Annotated in this window: 13 protein-coding genes; 12 read left to right on the top strand and 1 reads right to left on the bottom strand. The window is 72.6% G+C overall.

All coding sequences use genetic code 11. The annotated features are described in order from the left end of the window. The first annotated feature begins 86 nt into the window (after nucleotides 1-86). The 5 genes from ABZ321_RS55790 to hemB all read left to right on the top strand — a co-directional run bounded on the left by ABZ321_RS55790 (nucleotide 87) and on the right by hemB (nucleotide 5,753). Nucleotides 87-833, top strand: a complete 747-nt coding sequence (locus ABZ321_RS55790; RefSeq protein WP_344511596.1) for a redox-sensing transcriptional repressor Rex — start codon at nucleotides 87-89, stop codon at nucleotides 831-833. 85 nt (nucleotides 834-918) lie between these two features. Further along, complete coding sequence (locus ABZ321_RS55785; RefSeq protein WP_354904835.1) at nucleotides 919-2,226, top strand: glutamyl-tRNA reductase; 1,308 nt, start codon at nucleotides 919-921, stop codon at nucleotides 2,224-2,226. After that, nucleotides 2,226-3,164, top strand: coding sequence for a hydroxymethylbilane synthase (gene hemC / locus ABZ321_RS55780; protein ID WP_344511600.1), 939 nt, complete (start codon nucleotides 2,226-2,228; stop codon nucleotides 3,162-3,164). Before ABZ321_RS55785 ends, hemC begins: the two co-directional genes overlap by 1 nt. Continuing rightward, a complete protein-coding gene (locus ABZ321_RS55775; RefSeq protein ID WP_344511601.1) occupies nucleotides 3,148-4,731 on the top strand; it encodes a uroporphyrinogen-III synthase in 1,584 nt (527 codons plus the stop codon). The genes hemC and ABZ321_RS55775 overlap by 17 nt, the downstream gene beginning before the upstream one ends. A 41-nt stretch (nucleotides 4,732-4,772) precedes the next feature. Continuing rightward, entirely contained in the window at nucleotides 4,773-5,753 is a 981-nt protein-coding gene (gene hemB / locus ABZ321_RS55770; RefSeq protein WP_344511603.1) for a porphobilinogen synthase, read from the top strand. Nucleotides 5,754-6,003: 250 nt separating this feature from the next. On the opposite strand, the gene ABZ321_RS55765 is transcribed toward hemB, so the two are convergent. Further along, a complete protein-coding gene (locus tag ABZ321_RS55765; RefSeq protein WP_354904831.1) occupies nucleotides 6,004-7,554 on the bottom strand; it encodes a GGDEF domain-containing protein in 1,551 nt (516 codons plus the stop codon). Between the two features lie 238 nt (nucleotides 7,555-7,792). Here ABZ321_RS55765 and galE point away from each other — a divergent pair, with 238 nt between their 5' ends. The 7 genes from galE to ABZ321_RS55730 all read left to right on the top strand — a co-directional run. Continuing rightward, entirely contained in the window at nucleotides 7,793-8,764 is a 972-nt protein-coding gene (galE, locus tag ABZ321_RS55760; RefSeq protein ID WP_354904829.1) for a UDP-glucose 4-epimerase GalE, read from the top strand. Nucleotides 8,765-8,934: 170 nt separating this feature from the next. Continuing rightward, nucleotides 8,935-10,947, top strand: a complete 2,013-nt coding sequence (locus ABZ321_RS55755) for a hypothetical protein (RefSeq protein ID WP_354904827.1) — start codon at nucleotides 8,935-8,937, stop codon at nucleotides 10,945-10,947. 10 nt (nucleotides 10,948-10,957) lie between these two features. Next, the gene (gene pelF, locus ABZ321_RS55750; protein ID WP_354904825.1) at nucleotides 10,958-12,421 is read left to right on the top strand and encodes a GT4 family glycosyltransferase PelF; all 1,464 of its coding nucleotides are present in this window, start codon (nucleotides 10,958-10,960) and stop codon (nucleotides 12,419-12,421) included. A gap of 263 nt (nucleotides 12,422-12,684) precedes the next feature. Further along, nucleotides 12,685-14,136 carry a hypothetical protein gene (locus tag ABZ321_RS55745; protein WP_344511612.1) on the top strand — a complete coding sequence of 484 codons (1,452 nt, stop codon included), beginning with the start codon at nucleotides 12,685-12,687 and terminating at the stop codon, nucleotides 14,134-14,136. Then, nucleotides 14,133-14,783, top strand: coding sequence for a spherulation-specific family 4 protein (locus tag ABZ321_RS55740; RefSeq protein ID WP_354904823.1), 651 nt, complete (start codon nucleotides 14,133-14,135; stop codon nucleotides 14,781-14,783). Before ABZ321_RS55745 ends, ABZ321_RS55740 begins: the two co-directional genes overlap by 4 nt. Further along, nucleotides 14,780-15,673: an endo alpha-1,4 polygalactosaminidase gene (locus tag ABZ321_RS55735; protein WP_354904820.1), complete on the top strand. Its 894-nt coding sequence runs from the start codon at nucleotides 14,780-14,782 to the stop codon at nucleotides 15,671-15,673. The genes ABZ321_RS55740 and ABZ321_RS55735 overlap by 4 nt, the downstream gene beginning before the upstream one ends. Before the next feature lie 553 nt (nucleotides 15,674-16,226). Further along, the coding region (locus ABZ321_RS55730; protein WP_354904818.1) for a PQQ-dependent sugar dehydrogenase at nucleotides 16,227-18,097 on the top strand (1,871 nt) is incomplete at its 3' end.

The raw sequence follows: 18,097 nt of genomic DNA, 5'->3' as shown, positions 1-18,097 counted from the left end.
ACTCTGTTGCAACGACGAACCCCGCTAGCACAGGCGGTCACAGCCATCGCGAGCGGCCTCGCATACCGTCGTCGTCACGGAGACTCATGAGCCAGCAGCGCACCGGCCCCACCGGCGGACCGGACTTTCCGGACCTCCCGGAGGCGACCGTCGCCCGGCTTCCGGAATACCTGCGCGCCCTGCACCACCTCGCCGAGGACGGGCACGACACGGTCTCCTCGGAGGGCCTCGCAGCGGCCGCCGGCGTCAACTCCGCCAAGCTCCGCAAGGACCTCTCCCACCTCGGCCGCACCGGCACCCGCGGCGTCGGCTACGACGTGACGTTGCTCATCGACCAGATCGAACAGGTCCTCGGGCTCACCCACCGCAGGGCCGTCGCCCTCGTCGGCGTGGGTAATCTCGGTCACGCCCTCGCCGGGTACGCCGGCTTCGGCACCCGCGGCTTCCGCATCGCCGCCCTCTTCGACGCCGACCACGGCCGCGTCGGCGAGCACATCAACGGCCTCGTCGTCCGCCACATCGACGACCTGCCCGAAGTGGTCGAACAGGAATCGATCTCGATCGCGGTCATCGCCACCCCCGCGCACGCCGCCCAGCACGTCGCGGACCGCCTCGTCGAGGCCGGCGTCACCAGTGTCCTGAACTTCGCACCATGCGTCTTGAACGTTCCCGACGGCGTCGACGTGCGTAAGGTCGATCTGGCCATCGAACTGCAAATCCTGTCCTTCCACGAGCACCGCAAGTCAGCGCTCACCGCGCTGCCGGCCGCGGTGCAGAAACCCGGGCGGGTCGGCATGGCCAACCGGCTCGGCGGGGAGGCGGTGGCCACGTGAACAGTTCGGGGCACAGCGGAGCAGCCATCCACCAGCGGCTCGGCGCCGGATCAGGCCGGCGCCGCAGCGCAGCGCAGGTGACGGCATGAACGGATCCAACCTGCTCGTCGTCGGCATCTCGCACCGGACCGCCGGGGTGCCCCTGCTGGAGCGCCTCGCCGTCACCGGCGAGCAGCTGCCCACCCTCCTGCGTGAGCTCGTCGCCCAGCCGTACGTCGACGAGGTCGTCGTCCTGTCGACCTGCAACCGGGTCGAGATCTACGCCGCCGTCACCGCCTTCCACGGTGCCCTCGCCGACATCGGCGGCGTCCTCGCCGCACGGTCCGGCACCACCGTCGGCGACCTGGCCAGCCAGCTCTACGTCCACTACGAGGTCGACGCCGTCCGGCACGCCTTCCGCGTCGCCGCCGGCCTCGACTCCATGGTCGTCGGCGAGGCCCAGATCCTCGGCCAGCTCCGCGACGCCTACGGCGCCGCCGCCGAACACGGCACCGCCGGCCGCGTCCTGCACGAGCTGCTCCAGCAGGCGTTGCGCGTCGGCAAGCGGGTCCACGCCGAGACCGAGATCGACCGCGCCGGGCAGAGCGTCGTCAGCGCCGCCCTCGCATACGGCCAGGGCGCCACCGGCCCCGTCGAAGGCCGCCCCGCGCTCGTCATCGGCGCCGGCGCCATGGGCGCCCTGTCGCTCGCCACGCTGCGCCGGTCCGGCGCGCACCCCCTGTACGTCACCAACCGCAGCCACGAGCGGGCCGAACGGCTCGCCGAGCTGCACGGTGCCGTCGCTGTGCCGTACGCCACCCTGCCGACCGCACTGGAGCAGGTCGACGTCGTCGTCAGCGCCACCGCCTCACCCGAGCCCGTCCTCGACGCCGCCCTGGTCGGCGCCGCCCTCTCCGGCTCCCGTGACTCGCTGCTCGTGCTCGACCTCGCGCTGCCGCGGGACGTCGCACCCGGCGTCGGCGACCTGCCCGGCGTCACGCTCGTCGACATCGAGCTGCTGTCGACGTCGCTGTCCACCACCGCCGACGCCGAGCAGCGCGCCGCCGAGGACATCGTCGCCGGCGAGGTCGAGGCGTTCCTCACCTGGCTGCGCGGCGCTGACGTCGCGCCCACCGTCGCCGCCCTGCGCGCCCGCGCCGACGAGGTCGTCGAGGCCGAGCTCGGCCGGCTCGCCCAGCGCTGCCCCGAGCTCACCGACGGCCACCGCGCCGAGGTGGCCCACAGCGTCCACCGGATCGTCCAGCGGCTCCTCCACCAGCCGACCGTCCGCGTGCGCCAACTTGCCGCCGAACCCGGTGGCGAGGCATATGCTCAGGCGCTCCGGGAACTATTTGATCTGCAGATCCCCACCGCCGACATCGACCCGGCCGCCGCAGGCGAGGTGCACCCCTGATGTCCACCAACCCGTTGCGACTCGGCACCCGGGGCAGCGCCCTCGCCATGGCGCAGTCCGGCACCGTCGCCCAGGCCGTGCGCGACCGCACCGGCCGCGACGTGGAGCTCGTCGAGATCGTCACCCCCGGCGACCGCTCCAGCGCGCCCATCCAGACCCTCGGCGTCGGCGTCTTCGTGTCCGCGCTCCGCGACGCCCTGCTCGCCAAGGAGATCGACTTCGCGGTCCACTCCTACAAGGACCTGCCGACCGCCCCCGCCGACGGGCTCGTCGTCGCCGCGATCCCGCCGCGCCACGACCCCCGCGACGCCCTCGTCGCCCGCGACGGCCTCACCCTCAACGAGCTGCCCGCCGGCGCGCGTATCGGCACCGGCGCACTCCGCCGCATCGCACAGCTCAACGCGCTTGGCCGCCACTTCGAGCCGCTCCCGCTGCGCGGCAACGTCGACACCCGCCTCCGCAAGCTCGCCGAAGGCGAGTACGACGCGATCGTCCTCGCCCACGCCGGCATGGCCCGCCTCGGCCGCGGCGGCGAAGCCACCGAGGTCCTCGACCCGCTGCTGATGCTGCCCGCCCCCGCGCAGGGCGCACTCGCGGTCGAATGCCGAGAAGACGATGCCGAGCTGCGCGACCTCCTCGCCGCGCTCGACGACGAATACACCCGCGCGGCGGTCACCGCCGAGCGGGCGCTCTTGGCCGAGCTCGAGGCGGGATGCTCCGCCCCGATCGCGGCACTGGCCGAGGTCGCAGAAGGCGACGACGGCCCGGAGATCTATCTGCGCGGTGCCGTCTTCAGCCCGGACGGCGGGTTCGCCCTCCGGCTGTCGCGCACCGGAACGCTCGCCGACGCCGCGGAGGTGGGCCGAGCCTTGGCCCGCGACCTGCGCGAAGAAGGCGCCGACAACGCACTGGGAGTGCAGCATGACCCGCACCCGTAAGGGCAGCACCGGCCGGATCGCATTCGTCGGGGCCGGCCCCGGCGATCCAGGCCTGCTGACGCGTCGCGCCCATGAGGCGCTGGTGTCCGCCGACCACATCGTCCACGACCGCAACGTCCCCGAGTCGCTGCTCAGCGTGATCCGCGCCGAAGCCGACCCCGAGACGCAGTTCTCCCCGGCCGAGGGAGCGCCCGGCGACGTCGCCAAGGTGCTGCTGTCCGCGGCCCGGTCCGGGCTGCGCGCCATCCACCTCGTCGGCGGCGACCCGCTCGCCCACGACACGGTGCTCAAAGAGGTGCAGGCCGTCGCCCGCACCGCAGTCCCGTTCGAGGTCGTCCCCGGCATCGGACAGGCGGCGGGCGTCGCCACGTACGCCGGCGTCCCCCTCCCCGGGGTCCGCGTCACCGCCGACGTCGACGACGTCCAGAGCGTCGACTTCGAGTCCATCGCCGCCGCCGTCAGCCGGGGCTCCTCGGCCGTCGCCGTCGACGCCGGTGACCTCGCCGCGGTCCGCGACGGCCTCCTCGCCGCCGGCGTCGACCCCGCCACGCCCGTCTCCGTCACCGGCGACGGCACCGGCGAGACCCAGTACAGCTCCGCCACGACCGTCGACAGCATGGTCGCCGCCGCGCTCGGCTTCGCCGGCCGGGTCGTCCTGTGCCTCGGCGCCGGCGTCGCCCAGCGCGAGAAGCTCGGCTGGTGGGAGAACCGCCCCCTGTACGGGTGGAAGGTCCTCGTCCCCCGCACCAAGGAGCAGGCCGGCGCGATGAGCGAGCGCCTGCGCGCCTACGGGGCCATCCCGTGCGAGGTGCCGACCATCGCGGTCGAGCCGCCCCGTACACCCGCCCAGATGGAACGCGCGATCAAGGGCCTCGTGGACGGCCGCTACGCCTGGACCGTCTTCACGTCGGTCAACGCCGTCCGCGCCGTCTGGGAGAAGTTCGCCGAGCACGGCCTCGACGCCCGCCACTTCGGCGGCGTGAAGGTCGCCTGCATCGGCGAGGCGACCGCCGAGGCCGTCCGCGGCTTCGGCATCGTCCCCGAGCTCATCCCCGCCGGCGACCAGTCCTCCGAAGGGCTCCTCGCCGAGTTCTCCCCGCACGACGAGATCCTCGACCCGGTCGGCCGGGTGCTCCTGCCCCGCGCCGACATCGCCACCGAGACCCTCGCCGCCGGACTCACCGAACTCGGCTGGGAGGTCGACGACGTCACCGCGTACCGGACCGTCCGCGCGGCCCCGCCGCCGGCCGACATCCGCGACGCCATCAAGTCCGGCGGCTTCGACGCGGTGCTCTTCACCTCGTCCTCCACCGTCCGCAACCTCGTCGGCATCGCCGGCAAGCCGCACGCCCGCACCGTCGTCGCCGTCATCGGTCCCAAGACCGCCGACACCGCCGTCGAGTTCGGGCTCCGCGTGGACGTCCAGCCGCCGCACGCCTCCGTGCCCGACCTCGTCGAAGCCCTCGCCGGCTACGCCGTGGAACTGCGCGAGAAGCTCGCCGCGATGCCTGCCAAGCAGCGCCGCGGCTCCAAGGTCCAGGGCCCGACCGCGCTCCGGTTCCGTTAGGTCGTCATCCGCTAGATCGTTTTTGCCGCAGGGGGTTCACCATGGCTGGCTACCCGACCGTCCGCCCACGCAGGCTGCGTCGTACCCCAGCGATGCGACGGCTCGTCGTCGAAACGCACGTCGAGCCGTCGAACCTCATCCTGCCCATGTTCGTCAAAGAGGGCCTCACCGAGCCGCGACCGATCTCGTCGTTGCCCGGTGTCGTCCAGCACTCCCGCGAATCCCTGCGGAAGGCCGCCGTCGAGGCGGTCCAGGCAGGGGTCGGCGGCATCATGCTCTTCGGCGTGCCCACCTCCCGGGACCCGCAGGGCTCCGCCGGTACCGACCCCGACGGCATCCTCAACGTCGCCATCCGCGACCTCGCCGCCGAGGTCGGTGACGCCACCGTCATCATGAGTGACCTCTGCCTGGACGAGTTCACCTCACACGGCCACTGCGGCCTGCTCGCCGCCGACGGCACGGTCGACAACGACGCCACCCTCGAGGCGTACGCCACGATGGCGGTCGCCCAGGCCTCCGCAGGCGCTCACGTCCTCGGCCCCTCGGGCATGATGGACGGCCAGGTCGGCGTCGTCCGCCGCGCCCTGGACGAGGCCGGCTTCACCGAGGTCGCCCAGCTGGCCTACGCGGCGAAGTACGCCAGCGCCTTCTACGGCCCCTTCCGCGAGGCCGTCGAGTCCGCCCTCGTCGGCGACCGCAAGTCGTACCAGCAGGACCCCGGCAACCTGCGCGAGGCCCTCCGCGAGGTCGCCCTCGACATCGCCGAGGGCGCCGACATGGTCATGGTCAAGCCGGCCCTGCCGTACCTGGACGTCCTCACGAAGGTCGCCGCCGCGGTCGACGTGCCCGTCGCCGCCTACCAGGTCTCGGGCGAGTACGCGATGGTCGAGGCCGCCGTCGCCAACGGCTGGCTGGACCGCGACCGCGTCATCCTGGAGACCCTCACCTCCATCCGCCGCGCCGGCGCCCAGCTCATCCTCACCTACTGGGCCGTGGACGCCGCCCGCCTGCTCCGCGCCTGACCCGCCTTTTGTCAACTCACCCCGGTTACACCGGGTGACGATGCGGTTCGCAGGTTTGGAAGCCGGGTCTAGGCTGGGATAGAGCGGAACGCCCACCGGCCGTCAGACCTCGCACCTCCGACACCCACCGGACCGCCTGCCTCGCTGAGCGGCCCGGACCTTCCTGAGCAGCCCCCGCCCCGCCCCCGCGCCCGCGCGTGTCCCGGACCGGGTGGGACAGGCTGGCCAGCGGTGGGCGGGGGAGCGCAGGTCAGGCGGCGAGGCGGTCGCGGCCTGTGCGTTTGGCGGTGTAGAGGTTGCGGTCGGCGAGGTCGTAGAGTTCGCGGCCGTCCATGCCGTCGTCGAGGGCGGCCACGCCGATGCTCAGCGTGACGTGTAGGCCGAACGCCAGCTGGTTCCAGTCGCGGGCGGTGACGACGTTGAGGATGCGTTCGCCGATGCGGGCGGCGGTCGGCAGGTCGGTGCGCAGGAAGAGGGCGAACTCGTCGCCGCCGAGGCGGACGGCGGTGTCCTCGGGGCGGCAGTGGGAGCGCAGGATGGCGGCGATCTCGCGCAGGACACGGTCGCCGACGATGTGGGAGAAGCGGTCGTTGATGCCCTTAAAATGGTCAATGTCCACTAAAAGTAGGACCAGGGTGCCTGCGACGCCGGCCAGCTGACGGTCGAACTGGCGGCGGTTGCCGAGGCCGGTCAGGGCGTCCGACGCGGCCACGCGGTCGGCGCGGGCGCGGGCGGCCTCCAGATCGACGCGGCGGCGGGCCTGCTGGAGCATCGAGCGACGCTCCAGGCGGAGCCGCCACAGGTGGCGGGCGTGGGCGCGGACCGCGTTGAGCAGAGCGCCGGTGGAGTCGCCGGGAAGCTCGGCGGCGGCGAGGAGGGCCAGCTCGTACTGGAAGATCAGCCGCTGCGGGCTCAGCGGGGCCAGCTCGTCGGCGGCGAGGAACTCGCGGCGGGCCTCGCGGAGGCGGCCGGTGCAGCGCAGGGCGATGCCGTACGCGAGGTGGGCCAGGCGCGCCTCGTGCTCGTGGCCGTTGGTGCGCAGCGGCACGACCAGCGAGTCGGCGAGGACGAGGGCCTGGTCGACGGCGCCGATCTTCACCAGGCCGAGCGTGTAGAGGACGGTGGCGAGCGGCGCGTCGTGGAAGTGGTTCTGCACCCAGTACCGGACGAGGCCGACGCTGCGGGCGAAGCGCACGTTCGCCTCCTCCACCAGGCCGACGTGCTCCAGTCGCAGGCCCCACTCGAGGAGCAGTTCGGCGCGCTGCAGCTCGGCGGCGGCGCGCTGGTCGGTGCCGGGGCTGAAGGACTCGACGGCGAACGCGGACACCTCGTCGGCCAGTTCGTACAGCTCGGCGGCGCGCGCGGCCTCGCTGACCGACGACATCGCGGAGATGTACCGCACGTTGCCGCGCGGGATGGTCTCCATCAGCCGCAGGGCGCTCGCGAGGTGGTGCAGGCCCTCGTCGAGCAGGCCGAGCTTGATCAGGATCTCGGCGGTGTCGGCGAGGATCTTCGCCTCGCCGGTGCGGGTGCCGGCGGCGCGGTGCATCTGCAGGAGGCGGTCGGCCTCCTCCAGGGCCTCGTGCAACCGGCCGAGGCTGATCAGCGCGTACAGGCGGCCCTGGCGGATCATGCCGGCGCTGCGGTCGTCGCCGAGGATGGCGACGACGTGTTCGAGCCGGTCGGCGAGCTCGAGCGCCTCGGAGTTGCGGCCGTGCACGGTCAGCTCGTGCACCTGCAGTGACAGGTCGTGGTGCGGTCCGAAGGGCCACAGCGGGATCGGCAGCCGAGCCTCAGTCATGTGCCTCCCCCGTCCGGTCGTTGGTCGTCGTTCCGACCAGAGACGTCGGCAGCGCGACGGCCGGCATGAGCCTTGCGACGCGCCTCTCACTCGAATAGGCGTAAATCGGACAAAACGGAAGGCATGGGTCGAGGAAGCGGGCAAACTGGGGGGACTTTGGTCGGACTTTTGGGTGTTCCAAGTGTCAGGAACCCGACAGTTGCCCGATTCGTAGTGATAGACCCTCGTTGCCCCCATCGTGAGATGGCTTGTCACTGGAGGCGCCGGGTACATCGGCGCGCACGTCGTCACCGCCCTCGGGGCGTCCGGGGTCGAATCGGTCGTCGTCGACGACCTGTCGACCGGGCGCGCCGCCCGCCTGCCGCTCGGGGTGCCGCTGGTGCGCGCCGACGTGCGCGACAGCACCACGATGCGCGACCTGTTCCGCCGCTTCCAGCCCGACGGCGTCATCCACCTGGCCGCCCGCAAGGACGTCGCCGAGTCGACCGCCCACCCGCTGCGCTACTACCAGGACAACCTCGACGGGCTGCGGTCCGTCCTCGCCGCCGTCGCCGCGACCGGCACCCGGTCGGTCCTGTTCTCCTCCAGCGCCGCCGTATACGGCACGCCGACCTGCTCGCCGGTCAGCGAACTGGCCCGCACGGCACCCGAGAACGCGTACGGGCGCACCAAGCTGATCGGTGAATGGATGCTGCGCGACGCGGCCGCCAGCGTCGGGTTCGGCTGGGCGGCGCTGCGCTACTTCAACGTCGCCGGCGCCGGCGCCCCGCACCTGCGCGACCACGGCGGCACCAACCTCGTGCCGCGACTGCTGCGGGCGGCCGCCGAGGGCCTCCCGGCGGTCGTCTACGGCGACGACTACCCGACGCCCGACGGCACCGCCGTGCGCGACTACGTCCACGTCGCCGACATCGCCGAGGCCCACGCCCACGCGGCGCTGGCGCTCAGGGACGGCGACCTCCACGACGAGGTCCTCAACATCGGTCGCGGCGAGGGCGCCTCGGTGCTGCAGATGATCGCCGCGGTGTCCGGCGCGTTGCGGTCGCCGCTGCCGTACGTCGTAGCGCCCCGCCGGACCGGCGACCCCGCGGCGGTCGTCGCCTCCCCGGCCCGGGTCCACGAGCTGCTCGGCTGGCGCGCCCGCCACGACCTCGACGAGATCGTCCGCAGCGCCGCTGCCACCCCCGTCGCGGAACCCCAGGCCGCCTGACCCCGCCCGCCACCCCCTCGAAGAGCCTGACCGCCCGCCTCCCTCGGTCGCGGAGCCCCAGGCCAGGGTGCCTGACCCGCCCGCCGCGGCACCTGCTCGTACACCTGCCGAACGAAAGCACGGACAAGCGACAGCGAACAGCGAAACCCCCCGCCCGAAGGAGCAGCACGTTGAAGTTCCGGATCCGCCGGCGAGCCATCGCCGGTGCCTGCGCGCTCGTCGGCCTCACCGGCCTCGTCTTCGCCCCGCCGGCGCTCGCCGCCGAACCACGCCAGCGCATCGACCTGCGTGTCCTCGTGCTCGACGACGGCAGCACCGGCGTCGACATGCTCCGCGCCCAGCTCGACCGCGAAGGCGTCCCCTACGACGCGCTGCAGCTCGCCGACGCCGGCCGGGCCCGGATCACGCCCGCGTTCCTCGCCGACTCCGTCAGCGGCGTGCGGCGGGCCAAGTTCCAGGGCGTGATCGTGCCGAACGAGAGCGCGGTCACCGGCACCGAGGCGACCGCCCTCGCCGACTTCGAACGCGAGTTCAAGATCCGCCAGATCGACGCGTACACGTGGGCGAACCCGAACGTCGGGCAGGACCTCGCCTGGAGCGGCGTGCTCGACGGCGCGATGATGACCGTCACCGACGCCGGCAAGGCCGCCGGCTTCGGCTACCTCAAGGGCACCGTCCGCATCGACGACCGCGACCCGGCCGTCATCGAGTCCTACGGGTACCTCGGCACCCGGCGGGAAGGCGCGACCTTCACCCCGCTCGTCACCGGCTCGGTGCCCAACGCCCCGACCGGCTCGCTGATGGGCGTCTACACCCACGACGGCCGCGAGGAGCTCGTCGTCACGCTCGCCGCCAACCGCTACCAGACACACGCGATGGAGCTCGGCCACGGCCTGATCACCTGGCTCACCAAGGGCGTCCACCTCGGCAACACCCGCAACTTCCTCAGCGTCCACGTCGACGACGTGCTCCTGCCCGACGACCGGTGGGACACCACGCACAACTGCACCGCCGGCGACGACTGTGGCCCCGGGATCGAGAACACGACGATCCGGATGACGCCCGCCGACGTGCAGGCACTCATCGCCTGGCAGCAGGCCAACGACCTCAAGCTCGACATCGCGTTCAACGGCGGCGGCAGCGTCGAGGCCGGTGCCGGCGACCCGCTGACCACCGCCATGGTGAACAACAAGAACCAGTTCCGCTGGATCAACCACACGTACGAGCACCCGTACCTCGGCTGCGTCCAGGACTTCACCGTGTCGCCGTGGAAATGCGCGACCGACGGCTACGGCGCCACCCGGTGGACGTCGCAGGCCGACATCACCGCCCAGATCAAGCGCAACATCGACTGGGCGAAGAGCAAAGGCATCACCGTCGACGCCGCCGAACTCGTCACCGGCGAGCACTCCGGCCTGAAGACGCTGCCGCAGATGCCGGCCGACAACCCGAACCTCGCGCCCGCGCTGAACGGCACCGGCGTCAAGTACATCGCCTCCGACGCCTCCCGGGAGCAGACCACCCGCGCCGTCGGCAACGCCGTCACCGTGCCCCGCTACCCGATGAACATCTACTACAACGTGGCGACGAAGGCCGAAGAGGTCGACGAGTACAACTGGATCTACACCAGCCGGGCCCACGGCGGCAGCGGCATCTGCGAGAACAACCCCGCCTCCACCTGCATCACCCCGCTCGGCGCCAACGGCTTCGACACCTACATCGTGCCGGTCGAGGCCCGCATCGCCTACGACCACGTGGTCTCCACCAGCCCGGCGCCGCATTACGCGCACCAGTCGAACCTCGCCGAGGACCGCATCCTCTACCCGGTCCTCGACGCGGTCCTCGCCCGCTACACCGCGACCTACACGAGCGCGACCCCGGTCGTGAACCCGAAGTTCGCCGAGACCGCGCTGCAGAACAAGCGACAGGCGGCGTGGGCGGCGGCGCTGCGGAGCCGGGCCGTGGAGGCGTACACGCTCGACGGCCGGGTCACCGTCGTCAACCGGGGCGGCGGCGCCCTCGACGTGCCCATGACCATGCCGAACGGCACCAAGGTCATCAGCATGTCGGTGCTCGGCATCGAGGTCGTCGGCGGCAACTTCGGCGACCCGTACGGCGGCGAACGCTCCACCTGGCGGAGCCTGGGCCGCGGCGCGTCGCAGCAGCTGCGGCTGCTGGCCTGAGGTCCGCGCCGTGCGTGTCGTGCTCGTCAACGAAGGCACCTACCCGTACGTCACCGGCGGCGTCAGCACCTGGTGCGACCAGCTGGTCCGAGGACTGTCCGAGGTGGACTGGGACCTCGTCGCCATCGTCGGCACCGAACCGGACCGGCCCGCGGTCCAGCTGCCCGGCAACGTCCGGTCGCTGACCGCGGTCCCGGTCTGGGGCACCGCCCGGCCCGCCCGCGGCAGACCCGAACGGGCCGCCGCCAGGCTGTGCCGCGGCATGCTCGGCGACACCGCGGCCGACCTGGTCGTGTTCTCCGAGGGGCTGCGTGGGCTCGCCGAGCTCGCGCGGCCCCGCCCGGGGCGGTTCCTGCCCGCCCGCGGCGGACGGCATCCACTGGCCGGCGCCAGGCTCGCGGACGTCCTGCTGGACGCGTGGGCGCGGGCCAGGTCCGACGGCATCCACCTGCCGCGGCTGACCCTTCGCGACGCGGATGTCGCCGGTGTACTGGTGGAGCACGCGCTCCGCCCGCTCGCCGCCGAGATCCCGCCGGACGCGGACCTCGTCCACGCCAACGCCAACGGCCTGTCGGCCATGGTCGCCCTCGCCGCGAAATGGCGCCTCGGGGTGCCGTTCATGATGACGGAGCACGGCGTGTACCTCCGGGAGCGCTACCTCAGCGCCGGCGACCAGTCACCCGGCGTCAAGACGGCGCTGCTGCGCTTCCACCGCGCGCTCGCCCGGCTGGCGTACTGGGAGTCGGACCTCATCACCCCTGTCAGCGGGTTCAACTCGCGGTGGGCGGTCCGGCACGGCGCAGACCCGGCGAAGCTCGCCGTCATCGGCAACGGCGTCGACCCGGCCCGCTTCCCGCCGCTGCCCGAGGAGCCGGCCGGGCCGGTCATCTCCTGGGTCGGGCGGATCGACCCGCTCAAGGACCTCGAAACCCTCATCCGCGCCCTCGCGGTGGTCCGGGCGAAGGTGCCCGACGCGCGGCTCCACCTCGCCGGCCCCGTCCCGGCCGGCAACGAGGCCTACGCGGCCGCCTGCCGGGACACCGCCGTCGAGCTCGGCCTCACCGACGCGGTCACCTGGGCCGGGCCGTGCGCCTCCAGCCGGGACGCGTTCGCCGAGGGGCAGGTCGCGGCGCTGTCCAGCATCTCCGAAGGCATGCCGTACACGGTGCTGGAGGCGATGATGTGCGGCCGGCCGACGGTCAGCACCGACGTCGGCGGCGTCGCCGAGGCCGTCGGCGACGCGGGGCTCGTCGTGCCGCCCCGCGACCCGCAGGCGTTCGGCGAGGCGTGCGTCGCACTGCTCACCTCGCCCGAGCTGCGGGCGGCGACAGGCCGCGCCGGCCAGGAACGGGCGCTGAAGGAGTACACGCTGGACCGCTGCCTGTCGGCGTACCGCGGCCGGTACCAGCGGCTGACCGGCCACCGCGTCACCGCCTCGGCACCCGTCCCCGACCCCGTCCTGGTGCCCGCGTGAGCGGGCCGGAGCGCAGCGGAGGAGCCGCGAACCAGCATGACAGGTGTGGCTCAGGCCGACGCCGGAGCGCAGCGGAGGTGGCGGCATGAGCGGGCCGGAGCGCAGCGGAGGAGCCGCGAACCAGCATGACAGGTGTGGCTCAGGCCGACGCCGGAGCGCAGCGGAGGTGGCGGCGTGAGCGGGCCGGAGCGCAGCGGAGGAGCCGCGAACCGGGATCGCAGGTTTGGCTCAGGCCGACGCCGGAGCGCAGCGGAGGTGGCGGCATGAGTGCTGATTCGCTGTTGGTCGTGCCGATGCAGCGGCGGGCGCGGCCGCCGGCGCTGGAGCGCGGCGAGTCGCTGCGGTACGTCGGGCGGGCCTCCACCGACCCGGTCGCCGCGCTCGCCGACCGGATGCTGGAGGACTGCGTCGGCGCCGTCGACGTCGACGAGGTCGCCGCGATCCTCGAGGCCAACGGCATCAACGACCGCGTCGCCGACCGGGAGTACGGCCTGCCGTCGGTGTTCGCGCTGGCCGGGCGGGTCGTTGCCCGTACCGTCGAAACCGCCGCCACGGTCGTGCAGGCCACGCCCCTGGAGGAGGGGCCGACGCCCCGCGCGGTCATCACCGACACGCTGACCCGCGCGACGATCTACCTGACCCCGCTCGCGATCGGCCTTGGCGCGGCGGCCGAGGTCGACGGCGCCCCGCCGCTCGCGACGACCGGCACGCTGCTGCTCGGCTGGGGCGGCGGGCAGGCGCTGTCGTACCTCGGCTACCGGGCGCTGTCGGAGCGGGGCGTCACCGCCGCCGCCCGCCTGCTCGGCGCCGGGTTCCTCGGCCTCGCCGCGGTCTGGGCCGTCGCGCTCGCCGGCAGCGGGGTTCGCGCGTACACGATCGCCGGAGTGCAGCTCGCCCTGTTCGCGGTCGCCGCCGTCGCGCTCGTCACCCGCCGCGAACGGGTCGTCCTCGCCGCCGCCGCGCCCTGCTGGGTCGCCACCGCCTGCGTCGCGCTCGGGGCCGGGACCTGGGCGGTGACCGCGCTGCTGGGCGGGGTCGTGGCCCTGCTCGCCGTCGCGTTCCGCCCCGTCGCCGGCGCGGACGTCAGCGGCCGGATGCCGTGGCGGCGGTGGCGGTCGTGGCGCGGCGACATCGGCTACGCGCTGCTCTACGGCCTCGTCGGCACCGGCCAGGCGGCGCTGCTGCGGGCCGTCGCCCTCGACGGGATCGCCCCGCACCGGGTGCCGGTCCAGGCGGTGCCGCTGCTCGTCGGCGTCCCGCTCATCGAGCTGACGCTGGTCTGGCATCAGCGGCGCATCGCGTACGCGCGGGCCGTCCTCGCCGACCGCGCCGCGTTCGACCGGCGGCTCGCCCGCATCAGCAAAAGCACCGTCGGGGTGCTGAGCGTCCCCGTCGCGCTCGGGGCCGCGATCGCCGGCGCCGTGTGGGTCGGGATCAGCGGCCCAGGCGGGCAGGCGCTCGCCGCCGCGATCCTGCTCACCGGCGTGTACGCCCTGTGCCTCGTCCTCGCCGCCCACGGCCGGGCGGGCACCGCCGCCCTCGTCGTCTGGTGGCCGACGCTGCTCGTCGCGGGCGTCGGGCACTGGGCGCCCGCCCTGGTGCACGTGGCCCCCACGTTCACCGAAACCCTCGCCGTCGCGACCCTGCTCGGTGCGGGGCTGCCCGGCCTCGCCGTTGCGGCGCTCGTCCTGCGTGACCCGGAGAGTTACCGATGATGCTCCTGCCGATGTACGTCCACCCGCTGGCCGACCCCGACGCGTGGGAGGCGCTGTGCCGCAGCACCGAACGCCCCACCGCGATCGTCAACGTCCACAACGGCCCCGGCGGCGCCGAGCGCGACGAGGTGTACGCGGCCGCGACCGCCCGCCTGCACCGCTCCGGCGTGCGCATGCTCGGCTACGTCGACCTCGACTACGGCCGCCGCGCCAACGGTGAGGTGTGGTGCGACATCGTCGGCTGGGCGCGGTACCCGGTCGGCGGTATCTTCTTCGACCAGGTGCCGGCCGACGCGGCCGGCCTCGCCTACGTGACACAGGTGGTGCGGGCGGTGCGCGGATCGGTGGTCCTCAACCCCGGCACCCGGTGCCTGCCCGGCTACGCCGACCTCGCCGACGTGGTCTGCACCTTCGAAGGCCCCTGGGAGTCCTATGTGGACGCCCCGCCCGCGTACGGGCTGCCCGACGGCCGCGACTGGCCCAACGCCGCGCACCTCGTCTACGGCGTCCCCCCGGAGCGGATCGGCGCCGCCACCACGCTGCTGCTGTCCCGCGCCCCGCACGGCCTCGTCACCGACCTCGTCGCGCCCCTGCCGTACGAGGGGATCCCGACGGTAGTCCGGCAGCGCGCGGCGGCCGCGCGGTGACCGACCGGCGGCTCCGCCTCGCACTGTTCGGCCTCGTCATGCTGACCGTCCTGTACGCGGCCGCGTGCACCGGCGCCGGCGGCGACCCCGACGAGGGCCGGGGCACCCCGAAGACCGCCGCGGTGCCCCCGTCCGGTTACGGCGGCCTCGGCTCCGCGTCCGCGGCGCCGTCGTCGCCTTCTTCTGCCGGCTGGTGGCGGCCGGCCGTCGGCCTCACCTGGCAGTGGCAGCTGACCGGCACGCTCGACACGTCGGTGGCCGTCGACGTGTACGACGTCGACGCCGTCACCACCTCCGCCGCCGAGGTGGCGAAGCTCAAGGCCGCGGGCCGTCACGTCATCTGCTACGTGAACGCCGGCGCCCACGAGGACTTCCGCGCCGACGCCGGCAACTTCCCCGAGTCGGTGCGCGGCAAGGGCCTGGAGGGCTGGCCGGGGGAGAAGTGGCTCGACATCCGCCGCTGGGACACCCTGGCGCCGCTGCTCGAGGCCCGCTTCAAGGTGTGCAAGGACAAGGGCTTCGACGCCGTCGAGCCCGACAACGTCGACGGCTACGCCAACAACAGCGGCTTCCCCCTCACCGCCGAGGACCAGCTCACGTTCAACCGCCGCGTCGCCGACCTCGCCCACCGCCTCGGCCTCGCGGTGGGCCTGAAGAACGACGTCGAGCAGGCCGCCGCCCTCGCCCCGGCGTTCGACTTCGCGGTCAACGAGGAGTGCGCCCACTACGACGAGTGCGACACCCTCAAGGCCTTCATCGCCGCCGGCAAGCCCGTCTTCCATGTCGAGTACGACGTCGACACCGCCAAGTTCTGCCCGAAGACCACCGCCCTGCGCTTCTCGTCGATGAAGAAGAAGCAGGACCTCGACGCCTGGCGCCAGCCCTGCTGACTCGATTCAGGATGATCGCGTCCCGGGTGTGATGATCGAGCCTCGTGCCGGGCTCGGGCCCGACGGTCGGGGCGGCAACTCCCCGACACCCGTCAAACGTTCTGTCCGATGGCCACCGCCCAGCGCTGTGTCGATGAGGGACGAAGGAACGAGCCGGCGCGCCGTGACCCGCCGAGTCGGCACGGAGCCAGGCCGGTGGCGGCGCGCTGCTTTACCTGCAACCTTAGCACCACCGACCAAATTTCTTGTCGGTGACGCCACCCATCATAATGCATGCGCGCAGACGTAGCGGGCGGTGACTTTTGGTTAGCGGGACAAAAGTTCATGCCAACGCGACGGAAAGTGTGGACAGGTTGGTTCGAAGCTCCTAGTGTGTCCCCCACGACACTGGAGTGTTTCATCGATGTTATCCGGCGGCAGTGGATGCATCGATGGGCATGTCTGTGTTGCGGAGGCACACGGCATCCGGCGCGGCGGCGCGCGCCCTGCCTGGCACGTTTCGTCAGGAAGGGACACAGTGAACCTACAACCCTCACGTCATCGATGGCGGCCGATGAGTGCCGCCCTGCTCCTTGTTGCGGCGAGCGCGAGCGTCAGCGCTGTCGTCGTCCAGGCCGCGCCCGCGGCGGCGGCGATCAACGCGGCCGACTTCCAGCAGGTCACCCTCGCCAAGGGCGAGCCCGAGGTCGGCGAGCCGCTGACCATCTCGGTGCTGCCCGACCGCTCGGTCCTGCACACCGCCAGGAACGGCACGCTGCGGCGCACCGACGCCAACGGCACCACGTCGGTGATCGCCAACATCCCGGTCTACCAGCACGACGAGGAAGGCCTGCAGGGCGTCGCGGCCGACCCCAACTTCGCCACGAACCGCTACATCTACCTGTACTACGCGCCGCCGCTGAGCACCCCCGCAGGCGACGCGCCGGCCACCGGTACCGCCACCGACTGGGCCACCTGGACCGGGGTCAACCGCCTCTCCCGGTTCACCCTCAACGCGAACTTCACCGTCAACATGAGCAGCCAGGTCAACATCCTGGACGTGCCCGCGAACCGCGGCATCTGCTGCCACGTCGGCGGCGACATCGACTTCGACGCGGCCGGCAACCTGTACCTGTCGACCGGCGACGACTCCAACCCGTTCGACTCCGCCGGCTACTCGCCCCTCGATGAGCGGACGAACCGCAACCCGGCCTACGACGCGCAGCGTTCGGCGGGCAACACCAACGACCTGCGGGGCAAGATCCTGCGGATCAAGGTCAACGCCAACGGCACGTACAGCATCCCGTCCGGGAACCTGTTCGCGCCGGGGACGGCGAACACCCGGGCCGAGATCTACGCGATGGGCTTCCGCAACCCGTTCCGGATGAGCGTCGACAAGGCCACGGGCATCGTCTACGTGGGTGACTACGGCCCCGACGCCGGCACCACCAACGCCAACCGCGGCCCGTCCGGGCAGGTCGAGTTCAACCGGATCACGTCGCCCGGCAACTACGGCTGGCCGTACTGCACCGGCTCGAACACCAGCACCGAGATCTACAACGAGTGGGACTTCGCCGCCGGCACCGGTGGCGCCAAGTACAACTGCGCCGGCGGGCCGACGAACAACTCGTTCCGCAACACCGGCCTGGGCACCCTGCCCGCGGCGCGGCCCGCGTGGATCAAGTACGGCGGCGACAGCGGCAGCCCGACCGAGTTCGGCGGCGGCTCCGAGTCGCCGATGGGCGGCCCGGTGTACCGCTACGACGCGGCCAACCCGTCGGCGACGAAGTTCCCGGCCAGCTTCAACGGCATGTTCTTCGCCGGTGAGTTCGGGCGTGGCTGGATCAAGCCGATCGTCGTCAACAGCGACGGCACCCGCGGCGCGATCGACACGTTCCCGTGGGGCGGCAAGCAGGTCATGGACATGCAGTTCGGCCCTGACGGCGCGCTGTACGTCCTGGACTACGGCACCGGCTACTTCAACGGCGACGCCAACTCGGCCCTGTACCGCTACGACTACGTGGGTGGCGGCAACCGCGCGCCGACCGCCGTGGCGAGCGCGAACAAGACCTCGGGTGCGGCGCCGCTCGCGGTGACGTTCTCCTCCGCCGGGTCCAGCGACCCGGAGGGTGGTCCGCTGACGTACTCGTGGGACTTCGACGGCAACGGCACGCAGGACTCCACCGCGGCGAACCCGTCGTACACGTACAACACCAACGGCAACTACACCGCGACGCTGACCGTGCGGGACAACCAGAACGCCCCGGCCACGTCCAGCGTGCTGATCAGCGTCGGCAACACCGCGCCGACGGTCGTCGTCAACGCCCCGGCGAAGGGCCAGCTGGTGTCCTTCGGCGACAGCGTGCCGTGGAGCGTCACGGTCACCGACCCCGAGGACGGGGCGATCGACTGCTCGAAGGTCACCATGACCTACGTGCTCGGCCA

Source organism: Dactylosporangium sp. NPDC006015, assembly GCF_040614215.1.
Classification (GTDB): Bacteria; Actinomycetota; Actinomycetes; order Mycobacteriales; family Micromonosporaceae; genus Dactylosporangium; species Dactylosporangium maewongense.
This window is presented reverse-complemented; position numbering and strand designations above follow the sequence as displayed.